The organism is Waterburya agarophytonicola KI4 (assembly GCF_020640915.1).
Lineage (GTDB): Bacteria > Cyanobacteriota > Cyanobacteriia > Cyanobacteriales > Xenococcaceae > Waterburya > Waterburya agarophytonicola.
On record NZ_JADWDC010000013.1, the window covers coordinates 1 to 17208 of the forward strand.

General features: G+C 39.9%; 17 protein-coding genes. 7 read left to right on the forward strand and 10 right to left on the reverse strand.

The window, feature by feature from the left end; genetic code table 11:
* The 5 genes from I4641_RS07430 to I4641_RS07450 form a co-directional block, all read right to left on the reverse strand.
* On the reverse strand, nucleotides 1–1178 hold a 1178-nt coding region (locus tag I4641_RS07430; protein ID WP_229639846.1), incomplete at its 3' end, for a filamentous hemagglutinin N-terminal domain-containing protein.
* Nucleotides 1179–1360: 182 nt separating this feature from the next.
* The gene (locus I4641_RS07435; protein WP_229639847.1) at nucleotides 1361–1480 is read right to left on the reverse strand and encodes a photosystem II protein Y; all 120 of its coding nucleotides are present in this window, start codon (nucleotides 1478–1480) and stop codon (nucleotides 1361–1363) included.
* 152 nt (nucleotides 1481–1632) lie between these two features.
* A complete protein-coding gene (locus tag I4641_RS07440) occupies nucleotides 1633–2613 on the reverse strand; it encodes a DUF1517 domain-containing protein (protein WP_229639848.1) in 981 nt (326 codons plus the stop codon).
* A 99-nt stretch (nucleotides 2614–2712) separates the two neighbouring features.
* Nucleotides 2713–2934 (reverse strand): sulfur carrier protein ThiS, encoded by a 222-nt coding sequence (thiS, locus tag I4641_RS07445; protein ID WP_229639849.1) that lies wholly within the window; start codon nucleotides 2932–2934, stop codon nucleotides 2713–2715.
* Nucleotides 2935–2958: 24 nt separating this feature from the next.
* On the reverse strand, nucleotides 2959–3972 hold the full coding sequence (locus I4641_RS07450; protein ID WP_229639850.1) for a thiamine phosphate synthase: 1014 nt from the start codon (nucleotides 3970–3972) through the stop codon (nucleotides 2959–2961).
* Nucleotides 3973–4523: 551 nt separating this feature from the next.
* Between I4641_RS07450 and I4641_RS07455 the strand changes: the two genes are divergently transcribed.
* The 4 genes from I4641_RS07455 (at nucleotide 4524) to I4641_RS07470 (ending at nucleotide 8985) form a co-directional block, all read left to right on the forward strand.
* Nucleotides 4524–5687, forward strand: a complete 1164-nt coding sequence (locus I4641_RS07455) for a glycosyltransferase family 4 protein (protein WP_229639851.1) — start codon at nucleotides 4524–4526, stop codon at nucleotides 5685–5687.
* A 45-nt stretch (nucleotides 5688–5732) separates the two neighbouring features.
* A complete protein-coding gene (locus I4641_RS07460) occupies nucleotides 5733–6800 on the forward strand; it encodes a glycosyltransferase (protein WP_229639852.1) in 1068 nt (355 codons plus the stop codon).
* A 56-nt stretch (nucleotides 6801–6856) separates the two neighbouring features.
* Nucleotides 6857–8002, forward strand: a complete 1146-nt coding sequence (locus I4641_RS07465) for a glycosyltransferase (protein WP_229639853.1) — start codon at nucleotides 6857–6859, stop codon at nucleotides 8000–8002.
* Between the two features lie 89 nt (nucleotides 8003–8091).
* Nucleotides 8092–8985, forward strand: coding sequence for a cation diffusion facilitator family transporter (locus I4641_RS07470; protein WP_229639854.1), 894 nt, complete (start codon nucleotides 8092–8094; stop codon nucleotides 8983–8985).
* 453 nt (nucleotides 8986–9438) lie between these two features.
* Here the strand turns inward: I4641_RS07470 and I4641_RS07475 are convergent, their stop codons facing one another.
* The 4 genes from I4641_RS07475 to obgE form a co-directional block, all read right to left on the reverse strand.
* On the reverse strand, nucleotides 9439–9627 hold the full coding sequence (locus tag I4641_RS07475; protein WP_229639855.1) for a hypothetical protein: 189 nt from the start codon (nucleotides 9625–9627) through the stop codon (nucleotides 9439–9441).
* Between the two features lie 95 nt (nucleotides 9628–9722).
* A complete protein-coding gene (locus I4641_RS07480) occupies nucleotides 9723–10646 on the reverse strand; it encodes a histone deacetylase family protein (RefSeq protein ID WP_229639856.1) in 924 nt (307 codons plus the stop codon).
* 40 nt (nucleotides 10647–10686) lie between these two features.
* Complete coding sequence (locus I4641_RS07485) at nucleotides 10687–12435, reverse strand: ABC transporter ATP-binding protein (RefSeq protein ID WP_229639857.1); 1749 nt, start codon at nucleotides 12433–12435, stop codon at nucleotides 10687–10689.
* A gap of 111 nt (nucleotides 12436–12546) precedes the next feature.
* The gene (obgE, locus tag I4641_RS07490) at nucleotides 12547–13569 is read right to left on the reverse strand and encodes a GTPase ObgE (RefSeq protein ID WP_229639858.1); all 1023 of its coding nucleotides are present in this window, start codon (nucleotides 13567–13569) and stop codon (nucleotides 12547–12549) included.
* 227 nt (nucleotides 13570–13796) lie between these two features.
* Between obgE and petP the strand changes: the two genes are divergently transcribed.
* The 3 genes from petP to chlG all read left to right on the forward strand — a co-directional run bounded on the left by petP (nucleotide 13797) and on the right by chlG (nucleotide 16210).
* Entirely contained in the window at nucleotides 13797–13991 is a 195-nt protein-coding gene (petP, locus tag I4641_RS07495) for a cytochrome b6f subunit PetP (protein WP_229639859.1), read from the forward strand.
* A gap of 43 nt (nucleotides 13992–14034) precedes the next feature.
* On the forward strand, nucleotides 14035–15132 hold the full coding sequence (locus tag I4641_RS07500) for a Get3/ArsA fold putative tail anchor-mediating ATPase NosAFP (protein WP_229639860.1): 1098 nt from the start codon (nucleotides 14035–14037) through the stop codon (nucleotides 15130–15132).
* Between the two features lie 88 nt (nucleotides 15133–15220).
* Complete coding sequence (chlG, locus tag I4641_RS07505) at nucleotides 15221–16210, forward strand: chlorophyll synthase ChlG (RefSeq protein WP_229639861.1); 990 nt, start codon at nucleotides 15221–15223, stop codon at nucleotides 16208–16210.
* Between the two features lie 54 nt (nucleotides 16211–16264).
* Here the strand turns inward: chlG and I4641_RS07510 are convergent, their stop codons facing one another.
* Nucleotides 16265–16930, reverse strand: coding sequence for an SDR family oxidoreductase (locus I4641_RS07510; RefSeq protein ID WP_369426742.1), 666 nt, complete (start codon nucleotides 16928–16930; stop codon nucleotides 16265–16267).
* Nucleotides 16931–17208: the final 278 nt, after the last annotated feature.

A 17208-nucleotide genomic window follows, 5' to 3' on the forward strand; every position in this document is an offset into this window, starting at 1 on the left:
TTAAAAAATAAAGGTGATTTAGTTAATGCAATGTAAATACGTCTAAGCTTATCTTCTCCATCAAGATTAATAGTGTCTCTTGTCAAAATATTAATTGAACCTGCATCACCTTGACCAAAAGTACTTGCTCTAATATCTCCACCATTGATGAGATTTAAAGAACCAGTTGTAATAGTAATATTGCCCGAATTGCCTACTCCACCAAAGTCAACTTGATTTAGGATAATGATATTATCAAGAGTTATATTCTCAGTAGCATTAATTACAATATCTCCCGCTTGAGCATCAATAGCAGTTGAATCAGCCGTTATTCCTGCGCGAAGGATACTACCGCCAAACTCTCCGTCTGTAAGCTGTAAATTATTGGCATTAATGGTTATATTCCCGCCACCCGTTCCCCGAACATCAATATCAGCAGCATTATCAAATGAAAGATTTGCTCTGCTTATGTTTTCAGGAAAACTGAGACTGCCATTTTCATTAAGACTAACTGTTCCTGCTTCAGATAAGCCTCCTATTTCAATATTTCCTCCTCTAGCAGTAGCTTCTCCTGCTTCAAAGTTTACGTCTCCGCCAATCAAACCGATAGTTTGTCCCGATCGCACTTCTAAGCCGACAAAATTTCCATCAATATCTTGAGCGAAGGATCGATTAGTAATTGGATTAGGATTATTTCTAAGATTTAAGCCAATGGGCGCGTTAACAGTCAGAATAGGTGTGTTTAAATTATTGACTGCGCTAAACTCCCCATCTTCAAATAAGATGCTGTCTGCGGTGCTGCCATAAAACGAACCGCCGATATCTAAACTGGCATTCTCCCCAAATACAATCCCTGCGGGGTTGATTAAAAATAAATTGGCACTGCCATTGGCTCGAATTGCACCTTGAATATTGGATATGTTTCCTCCCGTAACTCTCGATAGAATATTACTTATCTCAGGAGCGTTATTGAAAAAAGCTTGCCCTCCCCCTGGAACAGAAAAATCCTGAAAACTGTGAAATAAATTGTTGCCGTTGGTAGTTCCGTTATTTATTTCAAAGTTGTTGCCATCAACAGTAACTGTCGTTCCTGTCGTGCCGTCAGTGGTTACTTGAGCGATCGCAATTTTACTTGTAGAACAAAAACAACCAACAGTAAAAAGAGAGAGCTTGAGCAAAGGAGATAGAGCTATTTTCATTGTCTAGTAGTATTAATGAAGCCGAATTTTTAAGTTGCAAAAATACTACCATCTTCAATTGCTAATATTGTCAATCTCGATCGCTTTTTATCATTAGTTCGTAATGAAACCCAGATATTAAAAAACCGACTTAGATTGATGAAATCCTCAGTCGGCAAAATTATCTTATATTTTTTGTTATATTAAGCTTCTTCGTTAAAGTATTTTTGGATTTGAGCCACAGCAGCAGAACCAATATTGAAGATAGCCCAACTAGCTGCGATCGCTAGAGGTGCAACAACTACTATTACACGAAAGTCCATAATTAAACCTCTCCTTTACAATTTTAAATTTATTTTCGGGATTTATTAACGTAAATCTAATACGTAGCCATAATCAAATGTACCAGCTTTCATAACTTTTTTGGCAGTTTTTTTATTTAAGCGGTTGGCTACGTACCTTGAAATATCAGTCGCTAAACCAGCTTTAGATTAGGATAGTACGCCAAAATATCGTCAGAGGATAGGGTGTCGCCATCTCCTTGGGGAGTCCAAAGAATTTCGACTGCTAAAAGGCGATCGCTTCCGACACTACCTATTTGTTGCAGTGCTTGACGCATACTGTCAGAATCATTGATTTCGGGTAAGTTGAGATTGCCTGTTGCTCCAACAATTACCGTAGCTACAATATATTCTCCATTATCGTTTTCTCGGAGTTGTATTTCTCCTGCTTCGGGTTCTTCGTTCAAAGCTTCTTTTAAAGCTTGTTCGATGGCTTTGCGATCGCCACTGTTAATTACACTATCAACATTAGACAGGGTTTCTTCGGTAAACTTACTCCGTTCTGTGAGAGAAAATTGATTGAACTTAGCTTCAGCCGAATCAATATCTGTTTTAACCGAATTAGTCGAGCCATATACCCAATATTCGGGGTGACGTAATAAAGCCAAAGTTGCTTCTTGAACTACGGTTGCTCTACCCGAAGCAGTACTAGTATCGGCAGTCAAAGCCAAGCGGTTCAATTCTGGCTGCAATTCGCGAGCGTTAGCTAACAAACCTACCTGTACTTCCGCAACAGAAACCTTGGAACTAGCTGCGCCATAGACGCTTTCTTCTCCCACTCCCGCACTGCGGAAACTGCGAATCAAGAAATTGGCGATCGCAATGAAGATAATAATGGAGAACAAACCGCCACCACCACCGAAACCTATAAAGGGAAGCAAGAAGGGAAAGCCAAAACCGCCACCGCCATAGCCGTAACCAGGGGAAACATAACCACCACCGCCAGGGGCAGAACGAGGAGTTGAATAACTGCGAGAAGGTGCGCGGAACGAACCGCCACCAATTCTACCACCAGTACGTGCAGCCATCGCTGTACTTGCATTACCCAATACCAAAACACAGACTAAACCTAGTGCTAGTATCGACTTTATCCAAAACTTTTTATTAAAAATCATTTTCATCTTTGCTTTTATTTATTTAAAATCTCTATTACTTATTACTTATTACTTACGGACTATCAATTCATCACCTGTTGCCTAATAATTGTCAACGATCTAACCGCCTCCTACTATGGTGACAATCTCCAAGCGATCGCCTGGCTGCATTGTGGTATCGTTCCAATATTGACGATGTAATATTTCCCCGTTGTATTCCACCGCAATTAGACGAGGATTGAGTTGTAATTGAGTTAGCAACTCTGGCAAGGGAGTAGCTGCTGGGCAAGCTTGGGTTTCTCCGTTAACCTGTATACTTATTTTATTGGTTGCGTTAAACATAAATCTAGCTGACTAATAGAGTAATTACCGTCTAACCAATTGAGATAAAAATTGGCGCGTGACTTGGGTTGGTTGCTCTGCTTGCATGATAGCGCGGACTACCGATACTCTCTGTGCGCCTGTGGTTAGAATTCCATTGAGATTATCAAGGTCAATTCCGCCGATGGCAAACCAAGGTACGGAACATTTTGCCTTAACATAATCTACATATTCCTGAGTCAAAGCGGCTTTTCCTGGCTTGGTAGGAGTTTCAAAAAAAGGTCCAACACCTACATAATCAGCTTTTTCAGAGATCGCTTTATTTAGTTCTTGTTTGTTGGTAGTCGATCGCCCAACAATTTTCTGCATCCCTAAGATTTCTCTAGCAAAAGCTACTGGGGCATCATTTTGACCCAAATGTACTCCATCGGCATCTACCGCCAGAGCGATGTCGACGCGGTCGTTGACGATGAATAGAGCATTATAATGATGGCAGAGTTGACATAGTTTATCCGCCATTTCTAAGCGATCGCTATCTTTGCCATCTTTATCCCGATACTGTACTAGGTTCAAACCCCCTTTAAGGGCAGCCTCGACTATTTTGAGTATTTCTGGTTCGGGAGAAGTAACTAGATATAAAGGTGCGCTGTGCAATAGTTGGTGGCGATAGCTATTGAACAGAGTACTTTCAATGGTGTAGACGCGATAGCGGATTTGTTTGCAAGCAGATGCCATTTCTGGATCGTAGAGTTTGCTATATTCTTCTAGTACTCTTAAGGCTTCTTGCGATCGACATAAGTTTGCTTGTAGTAGTTGTTCGATGCTTTCTCTTGCTTCTTCTTGGGGGTGAGATAACTCCGTACCTACATCACCAGGAGTATCTCTAGCCTGGCGTAATTCCCAACTATGCCACTGGGCTAACTCTTGACGTATTTGTTTGCATTCTTCGGCTAATGCCTTGTGGTTCAAGCCCAAACGACACCATTCTTCAATAATTCTTAGTCCTTCTCTGGCGCGATCGAGATTCGCATCCAAAATACGGTAAATAGCTTTATTCATATATGTTTGCGGTCAGAGTTTTCTATCTAGATTTTTGGCAATCGAATAGTTTGTTATGGTAACTCATAACCATAGGTACTTCTACAAAAGCCTATGAAGAATTAATAATTTCCTCACAAATACCTCCTTATAAGACTTACGTGATTTTACTGATCTATTTTGGCGTAATTTTGGATTTTTTTTATTGCCAATTCTATTTTGAGCGGTTACGATCGTGCTTGAAAATAATCTCAGTATTTTCTCGTAAACAATTTTACGGAGTTAAAGCTCGATGATAGTTAGTGTTGATGAATTTTGAGCCATGCCAAAGATAATATCGAACTCTTTTAATTGTAGTTATTATATATAAAGTAAGGAATGTATCAGCTTAGCAAAAATTTCACCACCAAGTCCTATTCTTATCTAATTTATCAATCTAAAATAGCCTTTAAAGTATTATTTGATACTTTGAGTTTCCAAGCAAAGATCGCCGTCTAGCTCAACGCAACCATGGAGACGGTAGTAATTGCAACCATACCAATATTAAAATTTCTCTTCTAGTGTTGTTAAATATGAAAATTGCCGTAATTGGCGTTAAAGGAATTCCCTCTAACCAGGGGGAAATCGAACGCTACTGTCAAGAATTCTATCCTCGCATTGCTGCACGGGGACATCAAGTAGATTTATTTGTCGAACCAAAAAGCGATCGACAACCTTGGTTTTCTGTTGGTTACTATCATAAAGTGAGAATAATTGCCCTGGCATCTTTACCGCGCAAACATATTAGTTTTTGGCTTAATTCCGCTTTAAGTACTATTTGGGCAAGTTTGGGCAAATATGATGTCATTCATATCCACGGTACAAAAGCAGCTTGGTTTGCTTGGTTTCCTCAATTATTTTCTGAGTCAAAAATCGTCGTAACCAGTCATCAGCTAGATTGCGATCGCGCTAAACGGTGTAAGGTTTTTCGTTGGTTATTGCCGTGGATCGAGCGCACAGCGATCGAAAATGCAGATGAAGTGGTGGTGGTATCCAAGGCACTAGGAGAATACTTCCAACAAAAATATAACATTCGCCCCCGTTATATACCCAATGCCCCAGGGAGCTATGCAGAAACAGATTTACAATTTAGCTATGGCAAATCTCTGGGACTAACACCAAAACGCTATATTCTTTATTTAGGTACTCTAAATCCTGAAAATAAACCCGATCTGTTACTCCAGGCTTTTCAAAAATTAGAACCATTGGGATGGAAGCTAATGATAGCGGGAGAAATTGGCGATTCCATGCAATATGCGATCGAGCTTCTTGCTTTGGCTAAACAAAATCAAAATATTATCTTTACTAATGAAATTAGAGGAAAACATTTAGCTGAAATTGTCAAAGGTGCGGGTTTGTTAGTTGCTCCGACAGATGCCTTGGATCTGGGATTGCCATTAGCTTTATTGCAAGCAATGAGAGAGAAAATTCCTGTTTTAGCCAGCGATCGCGCAGTTCATCAAGAGCTAATTGGCAAAGATCGAGGTTTGTTATTTGAATCAGGAAAATTAGACTCCCTCGAACAACAATTGCAATATGCCTTGTCCGAACCTTCGGTTTTAACGACTATGACACAAAAAGCTCAAACTTATGTTGCAATCAATCACAATTGGGATCGGGTAACTTACGGTAATTTGTCCCTATATCTAAAGATTACAGCCAAGATCTGTTCTCAGTCGATACAACATAATGCTTGAGGATTAGGGGTGTTATGCACAGACAAACTAGAAGGAGATTTATTGATGTCTATTGAATCACCTACAGTTTCAGTTATTATTTTGACTAATCGAGGAAATAGGTTGTTGCTAGAGACGATTAATAGCGTTCGGCAACAAACTTATCAAGATTTTGAAATTTTGGTTTGCCATAACGGTAATGCTCTTAATTTACTTGAATGGTACAAGCGTCAACAAGATCTTTGGGGAAAATTGTTTTTGCAAGAAGATTTAGATCCGATTCAAAGGTTAAATCTCAGCATCGAACAAGCAAGAGGGAAATATATTGCTTTATTGAAGGCAGACAATTTATGGCATCCTTGCAAACTAGAAAAACAGGTATTTTATTTAGATAATTATGCTTCTTTAGGTTTAATTCATTCCTGGCTCACATTAGTCGACGATCGCCACAAACCCCTTGGTATTATCGTCAAAAATCAAATTTCAGGATGGGTAGAGTCGGCAATTCTCGAACGAAATCAGATTAATTATTCATCGGCGATGATTCGTCGGGTTTGTTTTGAAAAAGTGGGATTATTCGACTCCCAGTTAGCAACCAGTTTTGATTGGGATATGTGGATTCGTCTGAGTCGTTGCTATCAGTTTATGACGATCGCCGAAACTTTAGTTTATTGCCATCAACCACAAGACACCCTAAGAGAGAGTTGGCTAACTAGGGAAATAGATTTACAGGCGACGATTGAAAAAGCCTATCAAAATGCTTCGATTGAGTTACGCCATCTCAAAAATCGCAGCTACGCCTATGCCAGTCTTAGTTTAGCCTGGCAAGTTTTACACCATCAAGACCCAAAAACTGCCATCGCCGATCATTATTGTCGTCAGGCTTTAGAATATTCTCCCCGTATCAGTTTTTCCCCAGAATTTTTACGGGTGAGTTTGGCAGTTATGACTCTGCACTATTTAAAAAGCGATCGCTATATTTGTTTGCTTTCTTTAATTCAGACTATCCGCGCTTGGTTACAAGCAGTGAAAGAGAAGTTTAAAGTATCTGCCCATCGTCTTTTGCATTGGATGTTGCAAGAAAATGAAATCGGGAAGGAAAAAGTCATGAGAAAGGATGAGGGGACTGGATAACTCTTATCTTCTGGGAACTTGAAGATCAATAAATATATTAAAAGAGGAGTTGGAAAATGTATAAAATAATTTTGATTCATCCCAGTGCGGGGGTAAATTGGCAAGGTAATTCCGAAAATTTCGCGATCGAACTCGCTCGCTGTCTGGATAATTATTTTGAGGTTGAGTTAATTAGCGGTGCCGAGTGCGGATCTTTTAGTCGTCCGATCCCATCGATTACTCGCAATGATGTAATTAATTGGGCATGTTATCCATTACTAAATCGCCTGTTACACAGATGGTTTCCAGATCCTGAAATCGCCATCGAACACTTAACTAATTTTTTGCCCTGCATAAGTTATTTACTCAAACATCCAGCAGATTTAATCTTTCCCCAAAATGGTTATGGTGGTTTGTTTGTGGCTAGTTGCATTCGAGCTATCCGAGGTACTCCGATTTTGTTGACCGAACATAATAGCCTGTCAAAGCAAAGTGAGTATTTAAGACATAATCTTACTTTAAAACCCGATCGCCTGATCGTACCGAATCCCGCCGTTGCTCGATATGTGGAGCATTTTGCCCCCCATCAACCACTGAGCATTATTCCTCATGGTATCAATCCTACAGAATTTACTCCCGTAGGCAAGGCGATCGTTACTGGTTTGCCCAAACCAACTATTCTCTGTGTTGCACCTTTACAAAGAGCTAGTAATTCTAGAATTGAACTAGCCATTAGAGCAGTTGCTCGCTTGCCTCAGGCTAGTTTATTGATTTGCGGAGAGGGTGAAGATCGAGACTATTTTCAAAAGTTAGGCGATCGCCTTTTAGGGCAAGATCGTTTCCAAATCAACACTTTTGCCTACGCTCAAATGCCCCAGGTGTATCGCAGTGCTGATATTTTTACTCTTCCATCTTTAGAAGCTTTTCGCGGACTAGCTTATATTGAAGCTATGGCTTGTGGTTTACCAGTGGTTGCTACAGATGATTCTGTCCGTCGCTATCTCATTGGCAATAGTGGGATCACCTGCAATGTTACGGATATTGATATATATGCAGAATCATTACAAATCGCTCTAGAACAAAATTGGCTCAAACAACCACCACAGCATAATGCTTTACGTTTTAGCTGGCAAGAAGTTGCTTTGCATTATCATAAAGCTGTTTTGCAAACTATTTTACAACCCAATCAAGAATCTAAGTTTATGGAAATAGCTGATAGCTAAAATACTAGTTGACAAGACATTATAGTTTCTATCGATCTAAAGTATAAACATTTGTACAATCAACATAAATATACTTTTAGGAAACAGTAATGAATCATAATCATAATCACAATCATTCTCATTCTCATCAATTAACCAAAAATATAAAAACAGCTTTTTTGTTGAATTTTGGATTTGCTATTTTAGAAATTTTTGGAGGATTATGGACAAATAGCTTGGCAATTACTTCTGATGCAATCCACGATCTAGGAGATAGTTTTTCGTTAGGACTTGCTTGGTATTTAGAAAAAAAATCCAATCAAACTAATAATCATCTTTTTTCTTATGGTTATCGACGCTTATCTTTATTAGCAGCTTTAATCAATACTTTAATTTTATTATTTGGTTCATTATATGTTCTTTCAGAAGCTATTCCTCGCATAATTAATCCCGAACCTACTAACGCCAGAGGTATGATTTTCTTTGCTATTATAGGCATTATAATTAATGGTTCGGCTATGATAAAGCTATCTCACCAAAGTTCATTAAATGCTAAGGTTGTAGCTTGGCATTTATGGGAAGATGTTCTGGGCTGGGTAGCAGTTTTAATTGTTAGTATTGTTTTGTTATTTAGCAATTTATATATTTTAGATCCGATACTATCAATTTTAATTTCAGTTTATATCTTATACAATGCGATCGCCAACCTGCGGAAAACTGTAACCTTATTTTTGCAAGCTGTACCTGAAAATATTAATCTCGAACAATTAGAAGCAACTATTATTGCCCTAGATCGAGTTGATTCGATTCACCATACTCATGTTTGGTCTTTGGATGGCGAGCATCATGTTTTGACTACTCATGTTGTTGTTATGGACAACACAAGTAGGAAGGCGATACAAAGTATTAAAAATGCAATTAAGCATTTGGGTCACGACCTTAATTTGGAACACATTACCGTAGAAATTGAATATTTAAGCGAATACTGTAGCATGAGAGTTTAAATCAAATATAAGTGAAAAGAGACTAGTTAAGCTGGCTGCCTGACACATTTATTTAAACGAAGCTAAATATTTGAACATTTTACTTCTGAAATTCGGGTGAACCAAATAGCATCATAGTACTCTCTCCGCTTCTTTTTTGAGGCGAAACAGGGTTGGATATTTTGAGAAAAAAGAGGTATGGGAGCAAATAAATCACGACCTTTATGCAAGACTCCTTTAAGCCACCTAATACCAATCTTAAGATAACTAAGACCACGCTCCCAATGAGGATCGACTCGTTGTCGAAGTCCGTTCAATTGAACTGCCATACCATGAGCAGTGGCGAACAAAAGAGTCAGAGCTACCACTAAATATAACCGTTCGAGAGCTTGGGGTTGGCGAATTTTAGATTCTTCTAACTGAAACGCTCCAGATTTAGAATCGAGAAATAACTCTTCAATACGAAATCTCGCATCAATTTATATTCTTTAAATGCCACAGTAGTCCATTAATCATCCAAGCCAATGCTTTCAAATGACGTAAATCTCGATATTGACTATGTTGCGAGGCAGTGCGTTGGGCGGGTTCCCCGACTTGAAGCAACTGCCGAGGGCGACTCAAAAGACTTAGAAGTTGATTATAAAGAGGGGTAGAGATTGACATGGACTACGAAGCATAAAAACGACTATTTTTAGCTTCCCACGATTGCTCTCCCTTTTTCTTTCAATCTATCCCTGTCTATCTTTCAGCTACTTGTGTCAGGCAGTCAGGCTAAAAACTTCTTGGGCTGCACGATGTAGTAGGGAGTGACGATAGACTAAAGCAGACATATTTTTTCCGTAACCGCCACCAATGACACAAGCAACTGGATAACCCCAAGCTTTGCAGGTACTCAACACCATTCTTTCTCGTCGATAGATACCTCGATCTGTGAGGGATAATTTGCCCAAGCGATCGCTTACGTGGGTGTCAACTCCCGCATCAAACAATACTAAGTCGGGCTGCACCCGATCTAGTAAATCTGATAAATGACTGGCTAATATTTGCAAGTAACCATCGTCATCCAAACCAATGGGTAAAGGTACATCAAGATCGCTTTGTTGTTTTTTCCCTGGAAAATTCGCTTCGCAGTGCATTGAAAAGGTAAATACACTATCATCATCCTTAAATATCGAAGCTGTACCGTCTCCCTGATGGACATCGCAATCGACAATTAAAATTTTCTTAGCTAATCCTTGATGCTGCAACACCCGGGATGCGATCGCCAAATCGTTGAAAATACAAAATCCCGATCCGTAGCTAGTAAATGCGTGATGCGTACCTCCTGCGGTATTGCAAGCACAGCCATATTTTAAAGCTAATTTGGCAGCAAGTATTGTCCCTCCAATAGCAATACGAGTCCGATGGGCTAGGGCTTTACTCCAAGGCAAACCAATACGACGTTGTGCTTTATATTCCAATGTCCCATTACAGTAGGCTTGGACGTATTCGGGAGTGTGAACTAATTGAATTAATTCTAAATCTGGCAATTCTGGCTGATAAATCTGTTCGGGTACTATTACCCCATCTTTTAATAATAAATCCCGCAGTATTTTAAACTTGGGCATGGGAAATCGATGAACGTCTGGCAAAGGCGCGACATAATCGGGATGATAGACAATAGCAAAACCATACTTTCCCATTAGTTGAAGTGCGATCCCAGTCTCATAGGGACAGTAATAATTAATTTAATACTTCCTTAAGTTGATGTTGTTGCCACAAAGATAGATACAATCCTGGCTGTTCTAGTAAAGATTCGTGAGTGCCATTTTGAATAATTTTACCTTCATCCATCACCAAAATGCGATCGCAAGTTGCTGCTGCTGATAATTGATGAGAGATAAAGATTACAGTTTTCTTAGCTCTAGTAGGGGATAAACTATTAAGAATTTTGGTGGCGGTTTCGTTGTCTACACTCGAAAGAGCATCATCAAGAATTAGAATCTTAGCATCAGTCAATAAGGCTCTCGCCAGAGAAGTACGCTGTCTCTGTCCGCCAGACAGAGTTATACCTCGTTCTCCAACCAAAGTTTCGTATTGTTGGGGAAAAGTAAGAATTTCTGGGTGAATTTGAGCTTGTTGGGCAGATTGAATTACCTCGTCTGTTTGGGCTAATGGTTCGCCATAACGAATGTTATTCTCAATCGTGGTACTAAACAAAAAGCTATCTTGGGGTACATAAGCGATCGCTTTTCTTAAAGTGCCAATGTCCAATTTAGTAATATCATGATTATCTAAAAATAGTTCTCCTGCTTCAATATTTAGCAAGCGCGGAATAGCATTAGCTAAAGTAGATTTTCCCGCGCCAATTGAGCCTACTATAGCGACGGTTTCCCCTTGCTCGATAGTAAAGTTTAAATTGTATAGTGCAGGAGTTTGGGCATCAGGATAAGTGTAAGTGAGGTTACGTGCGGTGATTTCTCCCCGAATATCTTCTGGAGGTAAGACAATTGCCTGGGGATTATTTTTAATTTTAGGTTCGGCTTTGGTAATGGCTTCCACTCGATCTATACTGACTTCTCCCTGTTGATAAGCAGTGATGGTAAAACCCAACAAAGCAGTAGGAAAGACCAATCCTTCGACAAACAAGACTAGGGCAATAAAATCCCCTACTGTAATAGTCCCAGATGCGATCGCTGCTGTGCCCAACCATAATAAGATCAATAAACTAATATAAGAAATTCCTTCAATGATGGGAAAGAGTAAATTTCTCGTTCTAGCTAGTTTCAAATTTGCTGTTAATAGCTCCTGATTTTTGACTTTAAAAGCTTCTCTTTCTTGGTTTTCTTGAGCATAGATTCGGATTAGAGCCATACCACTCATATCCTCTTGAATTACCTCGCTGAGGTCCGATAGCTTGACCTGAATCTCTTCTTGATATTTTCGTAGCTTCCCACTAAACAACTGTACCGTCATCAACATCAAAGGATAAACTGCGATCGCCAGCAAGGTCAACTTGACATTGATATCCAACATTGCAGGAAGAGTAAACCCATAGGCAAAAATGATGTTAACAAAGCTCAACAAAGCAAAACCCACTAGGCGACGAATGTTATCCACATCGCTAGTCGCGCGGTTGATTAAATCTCCCGATCTATTTTCCGAAAAGTATCCAGGTTCAATAGTTAGTAGGTGCTGAAAGATACGTTGCTTGAGACTAAATTCAACTTGTCTTCCCGCACCAAAAATCAATACCCGCGACAACATTCTAAATCCCCACATTACTGCGGATAAGAGCAACAACCAGAGTGCAGATTGAGATAGACTCTCAAAACTAAAATCCCCTTGCAAGCTATCGATACTGTCTCGAATCAACAGGGGAATATATACTTTTAGTCCATTGACAATCACCAGTGCGATCGTACCGATTAAAACTACTCGCCAGTGGGGACGAAGGTAGTTGCCGAGTTTCTTCAACCTTGAATTTGCCATGGTACAAATCTTAACAACTTTTCCTTAGATAACCAATATTTCTGGAGACATAAATCTCAATTGAGCTAAGGGTTAATTAACAGAAAGGCAATCTACTTTGCTAGAAAAGCACTATGGCAGTGAGGTACTGAGAGAAGGAATTTCTTCGGCATCTAAGATCGACCAAATTTTCTGGACTATACTGTCCAATCCCTGACGAGTTACCGCAGAGACGGCATATATGGGCGTGCTGGTTATGGCTTGCAATTCTGAAATAATCAGTTCTAAAATATCTCCATCTACTGCATCTATCTTATTGAAAGCAATAATTTGTGGGCGTTCGGGGAGTCCGTGTCCGTAAGCTTCTAATTCGTTTTGAATAGTCTGATAATCAGTGATCGGGTTATCTGTCGTCGCATCAATTAGGTGGAGTAATACGCGAGTTCGTTCGATGTGGCGTAAGAAATCATGACCCAAACCAATGCCCTCCGATGCACCTGAAATCAACCCAGGAATGTCGGCAAATACCGTACCGTCTCCCGTCGGCTTGCGTACCACTCCCAGATTGGGTACGAGGGTGGTAAACGGATAGTCTGCGACTTTTGGTTTGGCAGAAGACAGGGAAGAAATAAGGGTAGATTTGCCTGCATTGGGTAAGCCAATAATACCTACCTCAGCGATTAATTTTAGCTCTAGACGCAAACGTCTGATTTCCCCTTCTAAGCCTGGTAAAGCATGTTCTGGGGCGCGGTTGCGATTGCTTAAGAAATGTTTGTTGCCCAAGCCTCCTTTGCCTCCTTTGACTACGCAAAGGGTTTCTTCGTTGGCAGTCAGATCGCCGACTAATTCCCCCGTATCTGCATCGGTAATAAGAGTCCCACAAGGAACTTCAATTACGCGATCGCTGCCCTTTGCCCCAGTACAATTATTAGGACCTCCTTTTTTACCATCTTCTGCTTGGAAAATCTTGGCATAGCGAAAATCCAAGAGGGTTTGTAAGCGGTCTGAAGCTTTGAGAATTACCGAACCTCCCCAACCACCGTTCCCCCCAGCCGGACCACCAGCGGGGACATATTTTTCTCTGCGGAATGCTACCATTCCATCTCCACCTTTTCCTGCTACTACTTCTATTTCTGCGAGATCTATAAATTGCATCGATTTTTAACAATAATATCGCTCGAATCAAACTTGTCGTAGTTGATGATTTTCGAGCTAATCCATAATTATAATTCTTTGTGTAATAAATATTATATTTGTTAAATGCTTGACGCTTAGACTTGCCAAATTGAATCTGATGGGGAAGGCTCAAGACTTCAAAGAGGGTATGTTTTGCTTTAAACTGTGAGATGGCTCATTATAATTTGGAATAAATTAAATTAGACATGGAAATCGGGCAAAAAGTGAAAGTTTGTAGAATCAAAGACAGAGTTAGTGGCAGTGTAGCTGGCAAGCTGGGCAAGGTTGGAACTATCAAAGAATATAAAATGACTGATGGTAGTGGTGTGGGTGTAGTCGTTCAATTTGACGATCGCTCTGCCACTTGGTTCTTCGAGGATGAAATTAAGCCCGTAGACTAGTCATCCATAAAAAAACAACTTATAACAGACTAAATTTTTAAATATGCCCTCGATCGTCACCTTTTTAGGTAAAGGCGGTACAGGTCGCACTACTAGCGCGATCGCAACTGCTAAAAAACTAGCTACAGCAGGAAAAAAAGTTCTTTTAATCGGACAAGATTCTAGCCCCGCTTGGGGAATGGCATTGGGAATGAAGCCCTCCTGCGATCCCCAAGAGATGGAGACAAATCTTGCAGTAGTACAGCTAAATTCTACTGTATTGCTAGAAAAAAATTGGTCGGAAGTCAAACAACTAGAAGCCCAATACTTGCGATCGCCAATTCTTAAACAGGTATATGGTCAAGAATTGGGCATTATTCCTGGAATGGATGTAGCATTAGCGCTTAATGCCATTCGCGAATACTATCAAAGTAATAAATATGACGCAATTATTTACGACGGTTCGGGAGGCATAGATCCCCTGAGAATGTTTGGGATGCCAGAAATCTTAAGCTGGTATTTCCGTCGTTTTCGCGGTATTTTCACTGAATCGGATATTGTTAAAACTCTTTCCCCTTTTGTTGGTCCTGTTACTAGTGCGGTATTAAATACCACCTGGACGGCAAATGATATTACGAGCAATACCGATAATCCTGCCACTCGGATGCTAGAAAACGGTACAGAAGCTTTGAGTCAAGGCAATGTAGTAGCTTATTTGGTCACTACTCCCAATCCCACAGCCCTAGCCACCGCCAAATATCTTTGGGGTAGCGCGCAACAAATAGGGTTACAAGTAGGAGGAGTTTTGGTCAATCAAGGTCAAAGTACAGACGATATATCTGCTAATTTTGCACCCTTGACTGTTTCCAGTTTGCCCAGTTTGGACGATAGTAATTGGCAAGCTTTAATTGCTGGATTACCTGCTATGTCTGGAAAAGTCGATCTTCCCAAACCAACAGAATTTGTGATGGCAGAGCGCAAAATTAAAGTGTTTTTGCCAGGGTTTGATAAAAAAGAAGTCAAGCTGACTCAATATGGTCCAGAAATTACTATCGAAGCGGGAGATCAAAGACGTAATATTACCCTCCCTCCTGGGTGGCGGGGTAGTTCGGTAACGGGAGCAAAATTTCAAAATGGCTATCTGGAAGTAACTGTTGGATAGTTAATCAGCTAGGGGGCGAACCCACGTTTGTCCGTACAGAAATAATCAGTAATAAGTTTTTAGGGAAAACGTTTAATACAACATCATCATGTCTGATACTCCAACTAACATTGAAAAAGCAGATAACTCAGGTAACTCGAAAACCCGTCAATTATTAGGCATGAAGGGGGCAGCGACGGGAGAAACTTCGATCTGGAAAATACGGCTGCAACTGATGAAACCGATCACTTGGATTCCTCTAATTTGGGGTGTAATTTGTGGTGCAGCATCTTCGGGTAACTATACCTGGACGGTAGAAAATTTTCTGTTATCCGCAGCCTGTATGCTGCTTTCAGGACCTTTGATGACTGGTTATACTCAGACGGTAAATGAGCTTTATGACCGCGAAATAGACGCGATTAACGAACCCTATCGTCCGATTCCTTCGGGGGCGATTTCTTTACCCCAAGTAAAGGTACAAATTTGGGTCTTGTTGCTGGCTGGCTGGGCGTTAGCTTATGGGTTGGATTTAGCAGTAGGGCATGATTTTCCTACCATTCTTGTTCTGGCGATAGGAGGGGCTTTTATTGCTTTTATCTATTCTGCACCACCATTAAAATTGAAACAAAATGGTTGGTTGGGTACTTATGCCCTGGGTTCTAGTTATATTGCTCTTCCTTGGTGGACTGGTCATGCATTATTTGGCGAATTGAGTTGGAAGATTATCATTCTTACCTTGATCTATAGTTTTGCAGGATTGGGTATTGCTATTGTCAATGATTTCAAGAGCGTAGAAGGCGACCGCGCGTTGGGTTTAAAATCTTTACCTGTAATGTTTGGAGTGACTGCTGCTGCTTGGATTTGCGTTATTGCGATCGATGTTTTCCAAATTGGGATAGCGGGTTATTTGGTAGCCATTCACGAGAATCTTTACGCTACTATTGTTTTCTTGTTGGTTATTCCTCAAATTGTGTTTCAAGATATGTATTTCCTCCGCAATCCTCTAGAAAATGACGTTAAGTATCAAGCTAGCGCGCAACCCTTTTTGGTATTTGGCATGTTGTTTACGGGCATTGCTTTGGGACACGCAGGAATTTAATCGTCGATAATTTGTCTTCGACTTAATATCTATTGCTTAAAGTTGATAGGATATTTACCAAGGTAAAATCTCTCCATTAGCGTGCCAAAATGTTCCAGTATTATTCAAATTCAATTCCTCAATACGCGCTATTAAACCCTTAACTGAAGTTTCAGTGGTAATTCCCGCTTTATTAAAATCAGTCATGCGCGTTTGCACCAATCCAGGATGTAAAATTGCTACAGCAATTCCCTGGGGTTTGAGATCGATAGATAAAGATTTTCCCGCCATGGATAAAGCAACCTTCGACATTCTATAACCATAAGATCCGCCAGAAGTATTATCGTCAATCGAACCCATTCGACTAGTCATAAAAATAACCTTTGAGCCATTAGTTAAATTAGGCAATAATGCTGTAGTAAAATTTAATGGAGCGATCGCATTAACCTCAAACTGACGGCGAATACTGTCAAGATCTAGACTATCCAAACTAATTCGTTCGACAATACCTGCATTGTTAATTAAAACATCAATTTTTTTACCATCTAACCTGCCTACCATATCTTTGATGGCTGATTCGGAAGTAAGATCTAGATCTGCTTCCACTCTTATTCCCAAAGATTTTAATGCTTCAGAAGGCGATCGACATACCGCAATCACTTCATCTCCTCTATCTTTTAATTGGCGACAATATTCTAGACCAATACCTCGATTTGTTCCCGTAACCAAATACGTTTGAATCATTTAATTTTGTTGAAACTCCTTTATGACTCTACTGTAGATCGATACTCTTAAGGTATTTTACAGTACAATAAAAGCATATTGAATAAAAAATCAATTTAAACAGATCGATAATTACCAACCTATTAACCTGCTTTACTTTCTGAGCTTTTGCTTCTCGACCCAAACACAACCTTACTCAGATAAAATAAATATAGGATTGTATCTATAGTTAAAAATCATTACAGAAAGCTTTAAGGTGGTCAAGAAAGCTTTTATGTTAGAATTTTTGAGTATTT